We start from the raw sequence: 15,724 nt of genomic DNA on the forward strand, positions 1-15,724 counted from the left end.
CTCCTCAGCCGGCGGTCAGGCGCAGATTGCCGAAGCGGTCCACCTCGCCCGTCATGCCGGGCGGGATGCAGCTGGTGGTATCGTCCTGCAGCACGATGCAGGGGCCGCTGAAACGGTGGCCGTGGCGCAGCGCATTGCGGAGGTAGAGCGGCGCGGTCTGCGCGCGGCCATCGAGCCAGACCTCCACCTCGCGCAGGATTTCGGGCGTGCCGGTGACGCGGTCCTGCTCCGGGAAGCGCGGCGCTGGCACGGTGCCGGCTACCACCATGCGCAGTGCGATGGCCTGGATCGGCGCGCCGCGATCCGCATGGCCGTAAAGCTTCTCGTGTGCCTGATGAAAGGCCTCCGCCATTGCCGCCAGGTCGCCGGCTTCGATCCAGTCCTGCGCGATTGGCACTTCAATCTCGAAGGACTGGCCACGATAGCGCATCTCGGCGGAGGGTTTGAAGGCAACCTCGCCACCGAACTTCTGGTCCTCTCGGATCCAGCGCGTCGCGTCCGCGCGCAGTCGCTGGAAGGCGGCGGTGAGGCCGGGCAGGGCCTCGACCTCGAGATCGGCATAGACCGTCTCGATGAAGTCGCTGCGGATATCGGCGATCAGCCCGCCGAGCGCCGAAAGCACGCCGGGCGTCAGGGGGATCAGCACCTCCCGCATCCCCAGCTCCTGCGCCAGCAGCGCGCCGAGCATCGGGCCGGCCCCGCCGAAGGGCATGAGGCAGAAATCGCGCGGATCGACGCCCTGGCGCGCGGAAAGCTTGCTGACCTCGCGATACATGCCGCTGACCGCGACCTGCACGATGGCCTCCGCCGTTTCCTGCCGCCCGCGGCCGAGCGCCTGCGCGACCTCGTCCACCGCCTGGGCGGCCAGGTCTGCGCGCACCCGCACACTGTCATAGCCCAGCGCGCCATGGCCGATGAAGCCGAGCACGCACATCGCATCCGTGATTGTGGCGCGCGAGCCGCCGCGGCCGTAGCAGGCCGGGCCGGGGGTGGAGCCCGCGCTCTCCGGCCCCACCGTCAGCAGCCCCAGCGAATCCACCGCGGCGATGGAGCCGCCGCCCTCGCCGATCGAGGTGACGGCGACCGTCGGGATATAGACCGGGAAATCACCGACCCGCTCGCCGGTGCCATAGCTCGGCGCGCCGTCCACGATGACGGCGACATCCGCGCTGGTACCGCCGATATCGAGGCTCATCGCCCGTGGCACGCCGGCGGCGCGTGCGACGAAGGCCGCGCCGATGGCGCCGGCGGCGGTGCCGGAGAGCAGCATCTCCACGCAGCGCGTCTTGCCGAGCTCGGCACGCATCACGCCGCCATTGGACTTCGTCACCATCGGTTCCGCCACAACGCCCGCTTCGCGCAACGCGCGCTGCAAGGAGGCGAGGTAGAAGGCGACGCGCGGCTGCACATGGCCATGCACCACGGCCGTCACGCTGCGCTCGTATTCGCGGATGATCGGCCAGATATCAGCGGAGCAATAGACCGGCATGTCCGGCCGCAATTTCCGCAACAGCGTCTGCGCCGCATGCTCATGGGCCGGGTTGCGATAGCTGTGCAGCAAGGCGAGCACGATGCCCTCGGCACCCCGCGCCTCCGCCTGTTCCAGCGCGGCGATGACGGAGGCCTCGTCCAGCCGCTCCGCCTCGCTGCCATCGGCATTCAGCCGCCCATCGATCTCGATCACCCGTTCGCGCGGCACCAGCGGCGGCGGGCGGCGGGAGAGCAGGTCGTAGGGATCGGGCGTCTTCAGCCGCGCCAGCTCCAGCACGTCCCGAAAATTCCGGGTCACGAAGAGCGCGAGGCGGATTCCCTTGCGCTGGATCACCGCATTCACGCCAACCGTCGTGCCATGCGTGAACCAGGCCAAGTCGGTCGGCGCGATGCCGAAACGCGATTGCACCCCCCGCAGCCCGTCGATCACCTCCTGCCCCGGCGTCGCCGGGGTGGAGAGGACCTTCAACGTCGAAACCTCGCCGGTCGTCTCATTCAGCACGCAGAAGTCCGCGAAAGTGCCGCCGATATCCACGCCGAGGCGGTAGCGCATGGGGGTCAGATCTCCCACTGGAAGCCGTCGATGGTGATGGCTTGGCCGGTGATGAAGAAGGGCTCGGCCGTGGCCAGGAAGGCGACCAGCTGCGCCACATCGGCGGGCGTGCCCAGCCGGCCGAGCATGATCTTCTTCGCCAGCTCCGGCCCGCGTGACTTGGTCAGGCTATTGCCCACCTCCGTCTCGATCACGCCCGGGCAGACGCAGTTGATGGCGATCTCCGGGCCCAGCTCCTTGGCCAGCGCCTTGGTCATGCCGATGATGCCGGCCTTGGCCGCGGCATAGGAGAATTTCGAGACCGCGCTGGTCACCCCGCCGGTATGCGCATTTAGCGAGGACATGGAGACGATGCGCCCGCCGCCGCCTTCCCGCATCAGCGGCACCAGCGCCTGGATATAGTTGAAGCAGGACTTCAGGTTCACCGCGATGGTGCGGTCGAAGGCTTCCTCGGTGATCTCCAGGATGCCGGTGGGATTGCCGCGGCCGGCATTGTTCACCAGCACGTCGATGCGGCCGAAGCGGGCGCGGACCTCCGCCGCGATCTCCCGCGCCCGGGCATGGTCGGCGACATCCGCTTCCGCGATCATCGCCTGGCGACCCAGCGCTTCCACCTCCGCCTGGGTACGCTCCATCTCCGGCCGCAGCAGGTCGACGATGGCGATGTCGTAGCCGCGCTCCGCCAAGGCGAGGACGCAGCCGCGGCCGATGCCGCGTGCGCCGCCGGTGACCAAGGCCAGCTTCCGGTCGCTCGGCATATGTCCTGTCCTTTCGCACCCACCTGCGCGAACGCTATCCGCAGCCCCGTGCGGCGGCAACCGGGGGACGGCGCGAGGCGCCTTGACGCGCGCGATTTTCGCAGTGCAACCTTCCCGTCTCGCAAGCGGGGACGCGACGATGCCACAGCGCGACATGAGCAGCCTCTCGCCCGGGATCCGCCGCCGGACCCTCTTGGCCGCGGGCGCCGCCATCGGCGCCGCCGGCCTGCCGCGCATTGCGGAGGCGCAGCGTGGCGGCGGCGGGCGCATCGTCTTCGCCAATGGCAGTGCCTACGACACCATGGACCCGCATGCCACCTTCGATGTCGGCCGCGTCGCCTATCGGCTGAACTGCTATGACGGGCTGATGCGCTGGGTGGACAATCCGCCGAAGCTGGAGCCCTGGCTGGCGGAATCCTACACCACCTCCGAGGACGGCAAGACCTATACCTTCAAGCTGCGCCAGGGCGTCACCTTCCATGACGGCGCCCCGCTGACGGCGGAGGATGTGGTCTATTCCATGGAGCGCATCCTGGCGGTGAAGAAGGGCGCCTATCCGCTCTTCCAGCCACTCGTTGCGCCCGGCAGCACCAAGGCGCTGGACCGGCATACGGTGCAGTTCAACCTGACCACGCCATCCGCCATCTTCGCCGCCACCACCCATGACATCTATGTGGTGAACAGCGCCCTGCTGAAGCGGAACGAGCGAAACGGCGACTGGGGCCAGGCCTTCATCGACCGCAACGATGCCGGTAGCGGCTCCTACATCATCCGCCGCTTCGACCCGGCCCGCGGCTTCCTGGCGCAGCGTTTCGACAACCACTTCCTCGGCCCGGCCGGCATCGCCGAGATCGACTTCCGCTATGTGGCCGAGGTGAACAGCCGCGTGCTCGGCCTGATCCGCGGCGACTTCCAGGGCACCGACCCCTATATGCCGCAGGACCAGATCACGCGGCTGCAGGGCGACGGCAACCTGAACGTGATGGAGGCGGAATCGACGCGGCTCTTCTACGCCACCATCCACAACCAGCGCGCGCCGATGACGGATGTGAACTTCCGCAAGGCGCTGTGCCACGCCTTCGACTATGACGGATGGATCAACAACATCCTCGGCGGTTCCGTGGTGCGCAACACCGGCGTGGTGCCGAATCCGATGTGGGGCGCGCCGAAGGACCTGGTCGGCTATACCTACGATATCGACAAGGCGAAGTGGCACCTGGCCCGCGTGCAGGCGCCGATGCGGGAGATCGTGGTGGCCGGCATGATCGGCTACGAGCAGTCGATCCAGGCTGCCTCCCTGCTGCAGAACGGCCTGACCCGCGCCGGCATCCCGAGCCGGTTGCTGAACGAACCCTGGCCGGTCGTCTCGAACAAGATGCGCGACCCGGAACAGATGTACGACGTGCTGTTCCTCTGGCGCTCCACCTACTACGCGGATCCGCACAACTGGGCTGGCGAGATCCTGGCCACCGAACGCCATCGCGGCGGGAATGCCTCCTACTACACCAACCCGGAGGTCGATCGCCTGCTGGCGGAGGCGCTGGCCACGCCCGAGCAGGCGAAGCGCGCACCGCTGTACGAGCAGGTGGCGCGCATCTCGTCGGAGGATGCGGCGGCGATCTTCATCCACAACACCAAGTGGTACGGACCCTTCCGCAAGAATGTCAGCGGCGTACGGTTCTGTCCGATCGGCGATGGGCAGGAGATGCGCTGGCTCAGCATCGCGTGAGGCAAGGGCTGCACGGCGGGGCCGCGGCCCCGTGAAGATCCTCGTCCTGGTCGTCAACCGCGTGATCTGGTTCGTGCCGACGCTGCTCGGCCTGCTGGCGATCGTCTTCTTCATCTCCCACATCATCCCGGCCGATCCGGCGGCTTTCGCCGCCGGCGAGAATGCCTCTGCCGCCACCATTGCAGAGATGCGGGTGCGGCTGGGCCTGGATCAGCCGCTGCACATCCAGTTCCTGCGCTATCTGCAATCCATCCTGGCGGGCGACATGGGCCGCAGCATCTATACCGGCCGCCCGGTGGTGGAGGATCTGCTGAGCCGCCTGCCGGCGACGCTGGAACTCACGCTGGTCACCGTTGTGGTCGCCACGCTGATCGGCGTGCCGCTCGGCGTCATCAGTGCGCTGCGGCGCAATTCCTGGGTGGATCACGGGCTGCGCCTGGTGACCATCGCGGGTCTCGCCATTGCGAGCTTCTGGTTCGCCATCCTGCTGCAGCTCTTCTTCTCCATGCGCCTCGGTATCACGCCGCTGACCGGGCGTGTGGAGGGCTGGGGGCCGGAGCCGATCACCGGCTTCTACATCCTGGATTCCCTGATCAAATGGGACATGGAGACGCTGCTGGACGCGCTGCATCACATGATCCTGCCTGTCGCCACGCTTGCCCTGCCGGCGGCCGCCACCATCGTGCGCTTCACCCGTGCCGGCGTGCTGAATGCGCTGGAGAGCAACTACGTGCTCTATGAGACGGCGATGGGCTATCCGCGCCGGCAGATCGTGTGGAAATACGTTCTGCGCAATGCGTTGATCGGCACGGTGACGCAGATCGGCCTGATCTTCGGCATCCTGCTGGCTGGCGCGGTGGTGGTCGAGGCGGTCTTCGACTGGCCCGGCCTCGGCATGTTCGCGGTGAACTCCATCCTGAATTCCGACTACAACGCCGTCATGGGCTTTACGCTCATAGCCGGCACCATGTTCATCGTGGTGAACCTGCTGGTGGATATCCTGCAGGGCATCATCGACCCGCGGGAGACGCGCTGATGCGGCAGGTGCTGCGGAAGCTGGCGGAGGACCGGGCCTCCATGTTCGGCCTGGCGCTGATCCTCATCGTCGTCTTCGCCGCCATCCTGGCGCCCTGGCTGTCCACGCACCCGGGCGACGTGGCGGAATTCCATACCGCCATCCGCCTGAGCCCGCCCAATGCGGACAACTGGCTCGGCACGGATCGCATGGGCAGCGATATCTATTCGCGGCTGCTTTTCGGCGCGCGCATCACCCTGACCATCGCGGTGGTCGCCATCCTCGTCGCGGTGCTGATCGGCGTGCCGATCGGGCTGATCGCCGGCTATTACGAGGGCCTGGGCAGCGACATCCTGATGCGTGGCTCGGACGTCTTCCTCGCCGTGCCGCAGATCGTGCTGGCCATCGCCATCGCGCAGACGCTGGGCCCGTCGATCGAGAACGTCATCCTCGCCCTGTCCGCGACCTACTGGCCCTTCTGGGCGCGGCTGGTCTATGCCGAGACGCGGTCCTGCAAGAACGAGACCTTTGTGGAGGCCGCCATCGCCCTCGGCTGCTCGCCCTGGCGAGTCATGGTGCTGCATATCCTGCCCTCCATCTCCTCCTCCATCATCGTGCGCACCACCATCGGCATGGGCGGCACCATCCTCACCGCCGCGACCCTCGGCTTCCTCGGCCTCGGCCCGCCACCGCCGACGCCGGAATGGGGGCGGACCATTGCGGAGTCTCGGGAGTTTCTGCCGATGGCCTGGTGGTATGCGGCCTTCCCGGGGCTCGCCATCTTCATCGTGGTGATGGGCTTCAACCTGCTGGGCGACGGGCTGCGCGACGTGCTTGACCCGCGGTTGCGGCGGGCCTCCAGTGGACGCTGACCTCATCACCGTGCGCGATCTGCGCGTGGCCTTCGCCGGCAATGCCGGCCTGGCGAAGGTGCTGGATGGCGTGAGCTGCGCCATCCGCCCGGGCGAGATCCGCGGGCTGGTCGGCGAATCCGGCTGCGGCAAGACCACGCTGGCGCGCGCCATCCTCGGCATCCTGCCGCCCAACTCCGCGCGCATTGAGGGCGGCCAGGTGCTTTTCGGCGGCCGCGACCTGCTGAAGGTGCCGGAGGCGGCGCTGGCGCGAGAGGTGCGGGGGCGGGAGATCGCCTATATCCCGCAGGATCCCTCCACCGCCTTCAACCCGGTCTTCACCATAGGCACGCAGATCGCGGACCTGATGCACTGGAAGTCGCCGCTGCTGCGCGACCCGTCCTTCAAGGGCAATGCCCGCGCCCGTCGCGCGGCGGATCTCGCCCGCGTGGTGGAATGGCTGCGCCTGGTGCAGCTGCCGAATCCGGAGGCGCTGCTGCGCAAATATCCGCATGAGGTCTCGGGCGGACAGCGCCAGCGGCTGATGATCGCCATGGCGCTGCTGCCGGAACCCAAGCTGGTGATCGCGGATGAGCCGACCACGGCACTGGACGTGACGGTACAGGCACAGATCCTGAAGCTGCTGAAGGGCCTGGCGCGGGAGCGCAACGTCGCGGTGCTGTTTACCACCCACGACCTCGGCGCCGCCTACGAAATCTGCGACCGCATCACCGTGATGTATGCGGGGCAGGAGGTGGAGGAAGCGCCGGTTGCGGAATTCTTCAACCGCCCCAGCCATCCCTATACGCGCAAGCTGCTCGACAGCCTGCCGAGTGCGGAGACCGGGCTGCGCGGCATCCCTGGCGAAATCCCGCGCCTGGTCGATCCGCCGCCCGGCTGCCGCTTCAACCCGCGCTGCGAACGCGCCACCGCCATCTGCCAGCAGCGCCCCGCGCCGGAACTCGCCGGCCCCGGCCATAGCGTGCGCTGCCACCACCGGCTGACGGAATTCATCGCGTGAGCGCCCCGATCCTTGAGGTCCAGGGCCTCCGCAAATACTTCCCCGTGCGCAATCTGTGGAAGCGGCGCATCGGCTGGCTGCGTGCGCTGGACGATGTTTCCTTCAGCGTGCAGCCGGGCGAGATCCTGGGCATCGTCGGTGAATCCGGCTGCGGCAAATCCACCCTCGGCAAGACGCTGATGGGCATCCATACCGCCACCCAGGGCCGCATCCTGTTCCAGGACCAGGACATCGCGCCCCTGAAGCCGCACCAGTCCCGCAAATTCCGGCAGCACCTGCAATACTGCTACCAGGATCCCGGCGCCTCGCTCGATCCGCGCTGGACCATCCGCGCCTCGCTGCACGAGCCGCTGATCGTGCACACCGACCTGGACGAGGCGGCGCGGGAGGAGCGGGTACGGGAAATTCTCGCCGCCGTCGGCCTGCCGCTGACGCATCTCGATCTCTATCCGCACGAGATCAGTGGCGGCCAGCAGCGCCGTGTCGGCCTGGCGCGCATCCTCACCCTCAAGCCCTCGGTCGTGATCCTGGACGAGCCGACCTCCGGCCTCGATGTCTCGGTCCAGGCCACCATCCTGAAGCTGTTCCTGGCGCTGCAGCAGCAGTTCGGCCTGACCTATCTGTTCGTCAGCCACGACCTTTCCGTGGTGCGGCTGATCTGCGATCGGGTTGCGGTGATGTATCTTGGCCGCATCGTGGAGATCGGCGAGACCGCGCAGGTTTTTGGCACCCCGCGCCACCCCTATACGCAGTCCCTCCTCGCCGCGATCCCAAAGATCGGTGGCGCGCGCGTGACCGACACCTTCGCGTTGGAGGGCGAGCCGCCGAGCCCGACCAATCTGCCCTCCGGCTGCCGTTTCCGCACGCGCTGCCCGCGTGCGCAGGCGCTGTGCGCGGAACAGGACCCGGCGCTGCGGGCGGATTGGCCGAACCAGGCCGCCGCCTGCCACTTCGCCGAGTAGCTACACCTCGCGCGCGTCGCGATAGCGATAGAGGTTCAGCATCAGCGGCGCGACGCGGCGCGCCAGGCCGTGCAGAGGAATTGGCTTCGGTTCGGTGAAGGGCAGGCCGAGGTCCTGCTCCGGCACGCCCTGCACCGCGCGCGCGAATTCGCGCCCCAGCGCCACGGAAAGCGCCACGGCGCGGCCATTGCAGCCGGCCCAGGCATAGCCATCCGGGCCCAGGCGATGCAGATGCGGGAAATAGTCCGGCGTCATGCCGATATAGCCGCTCCAGACGTAATCGAATTGCACCTCCCCGATCTGTGGCCAGAGCCGCTGGAGCCGGGCCGTGATCATCGGCGGCAGGCGGCTCGCCTGGTTCACCGGGATGGCCACCGCGCCGCCCGTCACCAGCCGCCCACGCGCATCCCAGCGGCAGAAATACAGCTCGCCATGGGTGTCCGACATCGCCTCCCGCCCCGGGATGATGGTGGCGGCGACGTTGTGGCTGATCGGCTGCGTCGCCATCTGCCAGGACAGCAGGGGCACCACCTCCCGCGCAATCTCTGGCGCCAGGCGTTTTGAGAATTCGCCGGTATAGGCATTGGTGGCCAGCACCAGCGCGCGGGCGGTCACGCTGCCGGCCTCCGTCGTCACCACCCATTTGCCGTCGCGATGTTCCACGGAGACGGCGGGGGAGCGCGCATAGATGGTGGCGCCGGCGGCGAGCGCCGCCTTTGCCATGCCGCGCGCCAGCATCAGCGGGTTCACATGCCCCCCGCTGCTATTCGACCATCCTCCGAACCAGGCGTCGCTGCCGAGGCGGTCGCGCATCGCAGCAGCATCCAGCAGCGCCACGGGCGCGCCGTGGCTGCCCCAGTCCTTCACGCGGCGTTCCGCGATCTTCATGCGGCCGGGCGTGTGCACGGGTTGCAGCCAGCCGCTCTGCTCGGCCTCCGCCGCAACGCCATGGCGGCGCACCAGGTCGAACAGGATGGTGGCGCTGTCGCGCAGCACATGCACGAAGCGCAGCCCCGCATCCCCATGCCGCGCGATGATCGCCGCCGGGTCGTGGCGCGACAGCGTCGGGATCACCTGGCCGTTGTTGCGGCCCGATGCACCCCAGCCCGGCTCCGCCGCCTCCACCACCACCGTCTCGATCCCCGCCTCGCGCAGATGCAGCGCGGTGGACAGGCCGGTGAAGCCGGCGCCCACCACCACCGCCTCCGTCGCCACCGCGCCCTGCAGCATCGGTAGCTCGGGCCCCGGAGGCGAAACCTTCGCCCAGAGGGAAGGGGGCCAGGTCACGGCCATGCGCGGCGTCTCCATCACGGGCGGGGCCTGCATCAAAGACCCGTGCCGCGATTGCCTCAAGGGGCGTTGCGGTGTGTCATGATGCGCTCGGTGAAGGAGGGATGCGATGGCGCTGCGGCATGTGATCGGCGTGGACCATGTGGTGGTCGCCGTGCGCGACCTGGATGCGGCGGCCGCGGCCTGGCGCGCGCTGGGCTTCACCGTCTCCCCGCGCGGCACGCACAGCGCGCATATGGGATCCGGCAACTACACCACCATGTTCGGCGAGGATTATCTCGAACTTCTGGGGGTGCTGACGCCGACCGAGCACAATGCGCCGATGCGCGCCTTCCTGGAGAAGCGCGAGGGCCTGGATCGCGCCGCCTTCACCACGGATGACGCCGCCGCGGGGGCCGAGGAGCTGCGCGCCAAGGGCATCGCCGCCATCGGCCCCATCGCCTTCGGCCGTCCCGTGACGCTGCCAGGGGGCGCCGAGGCGGAGGCGCGCTTCCAGGTCTTCCAATGGCCGCGGGAGGCACGGCCCGCGGGCCTCGGAATTTTCGCCTGCCAGCATTTGACGCGGGAAAATGTCTGGATCCCCGCACTGCAGTCCCACGCCAATGGTGCGACCCGCCTTCTGCGCATCGAGGTACTGGTCGACGATCCCAAGGCGGGGGCGGAGGAGATGGCGCGGCTGATCGACCGCCTGGCGGAGCCGGAGGCGGATGGCGCCTGGCGCGTCGCCTCCGGCGCCGGGCGCGCGGACTTCGTCTTCCTCGACCGGGCGAGGCTCGCCGCGCGTCATCCCGGCGTGGAGCTGGAGGGGCTGCCGGCGCAGGGCGCCGCCGCACTGGTGCTCGGCACCGCCGATCTGGCGGCCGCCGCCAAGGCGCTGGGCATCGCACCCGGCGGAACCCTTGCCGCCCCGGCGTCCCGCGCCAATGGCCTTCTGCTGCGCTTCGAGGCCGTGTGAGCCGCGATTGACGCGCCGCGTCGCCGGGTTCCATGCTGCGTCGCGCAAAGCCCCGGGGAGCCTGCCATGGATCCGACGCGTCGTGCGATACTCCTGACCTCCGCAGCGCTGGCCAGCAGCGTGGCGCTGCCGGGCCGGGGCCTGGCGCAGGAACAGCCGCGGCGGGGCGGCGTGATGACGGTGCACTTCGCGACCGAGCAGCGCATCCTCAACCCCTCGCTGCAGGCCTCCACCGGCGTCTACATCGTCGGCGGGAAGATGCAGGAACCGCTGGTGGATCTGGACGCGGCGGGCCAGCCCGCGCCCTGCCTGGCGGAAAGCTGGGAGAGCACGCCGGATGGCAAGACCATCACCTTCCGCCTGCGCCGCGGCGTCACCTGGCATGACGGCCGCCCCTTCACCTCCGCCGACGTGCAGTTCACGGCGATGGAGATGTGGAAGAAGATTCTGAACTATGGCTCCGCGCTGCAGCAGTTCCTGGAAGCGGTGGAGACGCCCGATGCGCAGACCGCGGTGTTCAAGTATTCCCGCCCCATGCCGCTTGGCCTGCTGCTGCGCGCGCTGCCGGACCTCGGCTATATCTCGCCCAAGCATGTCTTCGAGACGGGGAATATCCGCGAAAATCCCGCGAATACGGCGCCGATCGGCACCGGACCCTTCAAGTTCCTGCAATATGAGCGCGGCCAGTACATCATCGCGGAGCGCAACCCGAATTACTGGCGCGAGAACCTGCCCTATCTGGATCGCGTCGTCTGGCGCGTGGTGACGGACCGTTCCGCTGCGGCGGCGCAGATGGAAGCCGGGCAGATCCTTTTCAGCCCCTATTCCTCCCTGACCATCGCCGACCTGCAGCGCCTGGGCCGCGACCCGCGCTTCGAGGTGACGACCAAGGGCAATGAGGGCAATGCCCGCACCAATACGCTGGAGTTCAACTTCCGGAATCCGATCCTCGCCGATCTCCGCGTGCGCCGCGCCATCGCGCATGCCATCGACGTGCCCTTCTTCATCGAGAATTTCCTCGGCGACTTCGCCAAGGCGGGCACCGGGCCCATTCCCTCCGTCTCCACCGACTACTACCCGACGCAGCCGATGCCGCAATATGCCTTCGACCGGCGCCGCGCCAATGCGCTGCTGGACGAGGCGGGGCATCGGCGCGGCGCGGGCGGCATCCGCTTCACCCTGCGCCTGACCCCGGCGCCCTGGGGCGAGGATATCGCGCTGTGGTCCACCTTCATCCAGCAATCGCTGCAGGAGGTGGGCATTCGCGTGGAGATCGTGCGGCTGGACGCCGCCGGCTTCCTGCGCACCGTCTACAACGACTGGAATTTCGACCTGGCCACCGGCTGGCACCAGTACCGCAACGACCCGGCCGTCTCCACCAGCGTCTGGTACCGCTCCGGCCAGCCGAAGGGCGCGCCCTGGACCAATCAATGGGGCTGGCAGGACGAGGAGGCGGACCGCATCATGGACGCGGCACAGACGGAGCTGGATCCGGTGCGGCGCAAGGCGCTCTACGCCGATTTCGTGCGGCGCGTGAACACGGAACTGCCGGTCTGGATGCCGATCGAGCAGATCTTTGTGTCCGTCTTCAACAAGCGGCTGCGCAACTACGCCAATAATCCGCGCTGGGCCTCCTCCTCCTGGCACGATCTGTGGCTGGCTTCGTGACCATCTGATGCGCGTGCTGGCCCTGGCGGGGCGGCGGCTTCTGTCGTCGGTGCCGACGCTGCTGCTGATCCTGATCGGCATCTTCCTGCTGCTGCAGCTGGCGCCGGGTGATGCGGTGGATGCGCTGATCGCGCAGACCGGCGGTGGCGCGGATGCCGCCGCCGCGGCCCGGATGCGGGCGGAGATGGGGCTGGATCTCTCCGTGCCGGCGCAGCTCGCGAACTACATGTGGCGTCTGGTGCGGCTCGACCTCGGCTTTTCCTCGATCTACGGCAAGCCGGTGGCGACCGTGATCTTCGAGCGGCTGCCGGCGACGCTGCTGCTGATGCTGGCGGCGCTGTCCTTCGCCTTCTTCTTCGGCCTGGTGCTGGGCGTGCTGGCGGCGCGACGGGTGAATGGCTGGCCGGATACGCTGATCTCCACCCTTGGCCTGGTCTTCTACGCCACGCCCTCCTTCTGGTTCGGGCTGATGGCCATCGTGCTCTTCTCCGTCCATTTGCAATGGCTGCCGGCCGGCGGCTTCGAGGAGATCGGATCCGGCTTCACCGGCCTGCGCCGCACGCTGGATATCGCGACGCATCTGGTGCTGCCGACGCTGACGCTGGGGCTGATCTTTCTCGCCATCTATCTGCGCATCATGCGGGCCTCGATGCTGGAGGTGCTGTCGCTGGATTTCGTCCGCACCGCGCGGGCCAAGGGGCTGGACGAGACGCGCGTCGTGGTGCGGCATGTGCTGCGCAATGCGCTGCTGCCGATGGTCACGCTGATCGGGCTGCAGGCGGGCACCATGCTGGGCGGGTCCGTGGTGGTGGAGAGCGTCTTCTCCCTGCCGGGCCTCGGGCGGCTGGCCTATGAATCGGTGGTGCAGCGGGATCTGAACACGCTGCTCGGCATTGTCTTCGTCTCTGCGGTTCTGGTCATCTGCGTGAACTTCGTGGTGGACCTGCTCTATGCGCGGCTGGATCCGCGGATCGCGCCATGAAGGCCTTCCTGCGCGGCTACCTTCGCAGCCCGCCGGCGATGATCGGCCTGCTGCTGCTGCTGGCGATCGTCGCCATGGCGATCTCCGCCGACTGGCTGTTTCCGCGCGACCCCCTGGCCCTCGCCGGCAGGCCGCTGCAATGGCCTACGGGCAATCCGCGCTTTCCCCTTGGCACTGACAATTCCGGCCGCGACATCGCGGCGCAGATCTTCCATGGCGCGCGCATCTCCCTGCTCATCGGCGTGGTGGCAACGGCCATCGCCATCATGGTCGGCATCGTGGTGGGGGCGCTGGCCGGCTACCATGGCGGCTGGGTGGATGACGCGCTGATGCGGCTGACGGAGGCCTTCCAGACGCTGCCGAATTTTCTGCTGTTGCTGGTGCTGGTGGCGGTCTTCGGCTCCGACCTCACCACCGTCACCATCGCCATCGGCGCCGTATCCTGGCCCGCCCCGGCGCGGCTGACGCGGGCGGAGTTCCTCTCGCTGCGCAACCGCGAATTCGTGCAGGCCTGCCGCACGCTGGGCATGGGGGATGCGCGGATCATCTTCCGCGAGATCCTGCCCAACGCCCTGCCGCCGATCATCGTCTATGCTTCCGTCGTCATGGCGGTGGCGATCCTGCTGGAATCGGCGCTGGCCTTCCTGCGGCTGTCGGACCCAAATGTCGCCTCCTGGGGCAATCTGATCGGCCTCGGGCGAGATGTGCTGCGGGTGCAGTGGTATGTCTCCGCCATTCCCGGCCTGGCCATCCTGCTGACGGTGCTGGCGGTGTCGCTGGTGGGGCAGGGGTTGAACGATGCGCTGAACCCGCGGCTGCGCCGGCGGTGAGCGCCGTTCTGGCGATCCAGGGCCTGACCGTCGCGCTGCCCCAGGGCGCGGACCGGCCGCATGCTTTGGACCGCGTCTCGCTGGATCTCCATGCGGGCGAGATCCTCTGCGTCGTGGGCGAATCCGGCTCCGGCAAGTCGATGACCGCCGGCGCGGTGATGCGCCTGCTGCCGCCGGGGGTCGTCATCACCGGCGGATCGGTCATCTTCGAGGGCCAGGACCTCGCCACGGCGGAGGAGGGCACGATGCGTCGCCTGCGCGGCGCGCGTATCGCCATGATCTTCCAGGAACCCATGACGGCGCTGAACCCGCTGCGCCGCATCGGTGACCAGATCGGCGAGATGTTCCGCATCCACACGGCGCTGCCCCAGGCCGAGATCGCGGCGCGCGTGCTGGCCCTGCTGGCCGAGGTGCATATCCCGGAACCCGCCCAGGCCGCCCGCGCCTATCCGCACGAGCTTTCGGGCGGCCAGCGCCAGCGCGCGATGATCGCCATGGCGCTGGCGCTGGACCCCAAGGTGCTGATCGCGGATGAGCCGACCACGGCGCTGGACGTCACCACCCAGGCGCAGATCCTGCACCTCATCAAGGATCTGCAGCGCCGCAAGGGCACGACGGTGCTCTTCATCACCCATGATTTCGGCGTGGTGGCGGAGATTGCCGATCGCGTCGCCGTCATGCAGCACGGCCTGGTTGTGGAGGAAGGCCCCGCCGCCCAGGTGCTGAACGCGCCCCGGCACGCCTATACGCAGTCGCTCATCGCCGCCGTCCCGCCGCTTACCGCCCGCGCGCCACGCGCCATCAGCGCGGAGCCGATCCTGGTGATGCGGGATCTGCGAAAGACCTATCGCACCGGTGGCTTCCTCGGCCGCGGCGGGCGGGTGACGCAGGCGGTGCGGGGCGTGACGCTGACGCTGCCCAAGGGCGCCACGCTCGGCATCGTCGGCGAATCCGGCTCCGGCAAGTCCACCCTCGCGCGCTGCCTGGTGCGGCTGGTCGAGCCCGAGGCTGGCAGCGTATCGCTCGGCGATCTGGACCTCACCAGCCTGTCTCGGGCGCAAATGCGGCGGGAGGCGCATCGCATCCAGATGGTCTTCCAGGACCCCTATGGCTCGCTGAATCCGCGCCGCCGCGCCGGCGAATTGGTGGCGCAGGGCCCGATGATCCATGGCAGCCCGCGCGCCGAGGCGCTGCGCCGGGCGAAGGAGCTTTTCGCGCTGGTCGGCCTCGACCCCGCCGCCACCGAACGCTTCCCGCATGAATTCTCGGGCGGCCAGCGGCAGCGCATCGGCCTGGCCCGGGCGCTCGCGATGGAGCCGGAGGTGCTGGTGGCGGATGAGCCGGTCTCGGCGCTGGATGTCTCGGTCCAGGCGCAGGTGCTGCGGCTGCTGGCGGAGCTGCGCGAAAGGCTGGGCCTGTCGCTGGTCTTCATCACCCACGACCTGCGCGTGGCAGCGCAGGTCTGCGACCTGGTGGCGGTGATGAAGGATGGCGCGGTGGTCGAGCACGGCCCCATCGCCCGCGTCTTCGAACAGCCGGAACATCCCTATACCCAGGCGCTGCTCGCCTCCGTTCCCGGTCGGGATTTTGCGCGGAAGAATTGACCGCCCCTGGAATTC

General features: G+C 68.5%; 13 protein-coding genes. 10 read left to right on the forward strand and 3 right to left on the reverse strand.

Annotated features, from left to right (window positions below; translation table 11 throughout):
* Nucleotides 1-4: 4 nt before the first annotated feature.
* Nucleotides 5-2,044, reverse strand: a complete 2,040-nt coding sequence (locus tag ACTIF1_RS05345) for a hydantoinase/oxoprolinase family protein (RefSeq protein ID WP_439595351.1) — start codon at nucleotides 2,042-2,044, stop codon at nucleotides 5-7.
* A gap of 5 nt (nucleotides 2,045-2,049) precedes the next feature.
* The gene (locus ACTIF1_RS05350; protein WP_439595352.1) at nucleotides 2,050-2,802 is read right to left on the reverse strand and encodes an SDR family NAD(P)-dependent oxidoreductase; all 753 of its coding nucleotides are present in this window, start codon (nucleotides 2,800-2,802) and stop codon (nucleotides 2,050-2,052) included.
* A 139-nt stretch (nucleotides 2,803-2,941) separates the two neighbouring features.
* On the opposite strand from ACTIF1_RS05350, the gene ACTIF1_RS05355 reads away from it, so the two are divergent.
* The 5 genes from ACTIF1_RS05355 to ACTIF1_RS05375 are packed head-to-tail and all read left to right on the forward strand — an operon-like array spanning nucleotide 2,942 to nucleotide 8,380.
* Nucleotides 2,942-4,531: an ABC transporter substrate-binding protein gene (locus ACTIF1_RS05355; RefSeq protein WP_439595353.1), complete on the forward strand. Its 1,590-nt coding sequence runs from the start codon at nucleotides 2,942-2,944 to the stop codon at nucleotides 4,529-4,531.
* Between the two features lie 31 nt (nucleotides 4,532-4,562).
* Nucleotides 4,563-5,567: an ABC transporter permease gene (locus tag ACTIF1_RS05360; protein ID WP_439595354.1), complete on the forward strand. Its 1,005-nt coding sequence runs from the start codon at nucleotides 4,563-4,565 to the stop codon at nucleotides 5,565-5,567.
* Nucleotides 5,567-6,418 carry an ABC transporter permease gene (locus tag ACTIF1_RS05365; protein WP_439595355.1) on the forward strand — a complete coding sequence of 284 codons (852 nt, stop codon included), beginning with the start codon at nucleotides 5,567-5,569 and terminating at the stop codon, nucleotides 6,416-6,418. Before ACTIF1_RS05360 ends, ACTIF1_RS05365 begins: the two co-directional genes overlap by 1 nt.
* A complete protein-coding gene (locus ACTIF1_RS05370) occupies nucleotides 6,408-7,418 on the forward strand; it encodes an ABC transporter ATP-binding protein (protein ID WP_439595356.1) in 1,011 nt (336 codons plus the stop codon). Before ACTIF1_RS05365 ends, ACTIF1_RS05370 begins: the two co-directional genes overlap by 11 nt.
* Nucleotides 7,415-8,380, forward strand: coding sequence for an ABC transporter ATP-binding protein (locus tag ACTIF1_RS05375; protein ID WP_439595357.1), 966 nt, complete (start codon nucleotides 7,415-7,417; stop codon nucleotides 8,378-8,380). Before ACTIF1_RS05370 ends, ACTIF1_RS05375 begins: the two co-directional genes overlap by 4 nt.
* Here the strand turns inward: ACTIF1_RS05375 and ACTIF1_RS05380 are convergent, their stop codons facing one another.
* Nucleotides 8,381-9,706 (reverse strand): NAD(P)/FAD-dependent oxidoreductase, encoded by a 1,326-nt coding sequence (locus tag ACTIF1_RS05380; RefSeq protein ID WP_439595358.1) that lies wholly within the window; start codon nucleotides 9,704-9,706, stop codon nucleotides 8,381-8,383.
* A 73-nt stretch (nucleotides 9,707-9,779) separates the two neighbouring features.
* On the opposite strand from ACTIF1_RS05380, the gene ACTIF1_RS05385 reads away from it, so the two are divergent.
* The 5 genes from ACTIF1_RS05385 to ACTIF1_RS05405 all read left to right on the forward strand — a co-directional run bounded on the left by ACTIF1_RS05385 (nucleotide 9,780) and on the right by ACTIF1_RS05405 (nucleotide 15,709).
* Entirely contained in the window at nucleotides 9,780-10,625 is an 846-nt protein-coding gene (locus tag ACTIF1_RS05385; RefSeq protein WP_439595359.1) for a VOC family protein, read from the forward strand.
* Nucleotides 10,626-10,691: 66 nt separating this feature from the next.
* On the forward strand, nucleotides 10,692-12,293 hold the full coding sequence (locus ACTIF1_RS05390) for an ABC transporter substrate-binding protein (RefSeq protein WP_439595360.1): 1,602 nt from the start codon (nucleotides 10,692-10,694) through the stop codon (nucleotides 12,291-12,293).
* A 7-nt stretch (nucleotides 12,294-12,300) separates the two neighbouring features.
* Nucleotides 12,301-13,275 (forward strand): ABC transporter permease, encoded by a 975-nt coding sequence (locus ACTIF1_RS05395; protein ID WP_439595361.1) that lies wholly within the window; start codon nucleotides 12,301-12,303, stop codon nucleotides 13,273-13,275.
* Nucleotides 13,272-14,105 carry an ABC transporter permease gene (locus tag ACTIF1_RS05400; protein WP_439595362.1) on the forward strand — a complete coding sequence of 278 codons (834 nt, stop codon included), beginning with the start codon at nucleotides 13,272-13,274 and terminating at the stop codon, nucleotides 14,103-14,105. The genes ACTIF1_RS05395 and ACTIF1_RS05400 overlap by 4 nt, the downstream gene beginning before the upstream one ends.
* Nucleotides 14,102-15,709 carry an ABC transporter ATP-binding protein gene (locus ACTIF1_RS05405; RefSeq protein ID WP_439595363.1) on the forward strand — a complete coding sequence of 536 codons (1,608 nt, stop codon included), beginning with the start codon at nucleotides 14,102-14,104 and terminating at the stop codon, nucleotides 15,707-15,709. Before ACTIF1_RS05400 ends, ACTIF1_RS05405 begins: the two co-directional genes overlap by 4 nt.
* The last annotated feature ends 15 nt before the right edge of the window (nucleotides 15,710-15,724 follow it).

It is taken from the genome of Falsiroseomonas sp., from assembly GCF_051860665.1.
In the GTDB taxonomy this organism is placed as follows: domain Bacteria; phylum Pseudomonadota; class Alphaproteobacteria; order Acetobacterales; family Acetobacteraceae; genus Falsiroseomonas.

What these genes read in the sequence shown, in the direction of transcription:
- ACTIF1_RS05345 (WP_439595351.1), bottom strand. Translation starts at nt 2,044, where the DNA reads ATGCGCTACCGCCTCGGCGTGGATATCGGCGGCACTTTCGCGGACTTC.
- ACTIF1_RS05350 (WP_439595352.1), bottom strand. Translation starts at nt 2,802, where the DNA reads ATGCCGAGCGACCGGAAGCTGGCCTTGGTCACCGGCGGCGCACGCGGC.
- ACTIF1_RS05355 (WP_439595353.1), top strand. Translation starts at nt 2,942, where the DNA reads ATGCCACAGCGCGACATGAGCAGCCTCTCGCCCGGGATCCGCCGCCGG.
- ACTIF1_RS05365 (WP_439595355.1), top strand. Translation starts at nt 5,567, where the DNA reads ATGCGGCAGGTGCTGCGGAAGCTGGCGGAGGACCGGGCCTCCATGTTC.
- ACTIF1_RS05380 (WP_439595358.1), bottom strand. Translation starts at nt 9,706, where the DNA reads ATGCAGGCCCCGCCCGTGATGGAGACGCCGCGCATGGCCGTGACCTGG.
- ACTIF1_RS05385 (WP_439595359.1), top strand. Translation starts at nt 9,780, where the DNA reads ATGGCGCTGCGGCATGTGATCGGCGTGGACCATGTGGTGGTCGCCGTG.
- ACTIF1_RS05390 (WP_439595360.1), top strand. Translation starts at nt 10,692, where the DNA reads ATGGATCCGACGCGTCGTGCGATACTCCTGACCTCCGCAGCGCTGGCC.
- ACTIF1_RS05395 (WP_439595361.1), top strand. Translation starts at nt 12,301, where the DNA reads ATGCGCGTGCTGGCCCTGGCGGGGCGGCGGCTTCTGTCGTCGGTGCCG.
- ACTIF1_RS05400 (WP_439595362.1), top strand. Translation starts at nt 13,272, where the DNA reads ATGAAGGCCTTCCTGCGCGGCTACCTTCGCAGCCCGCCGGCGATGATC.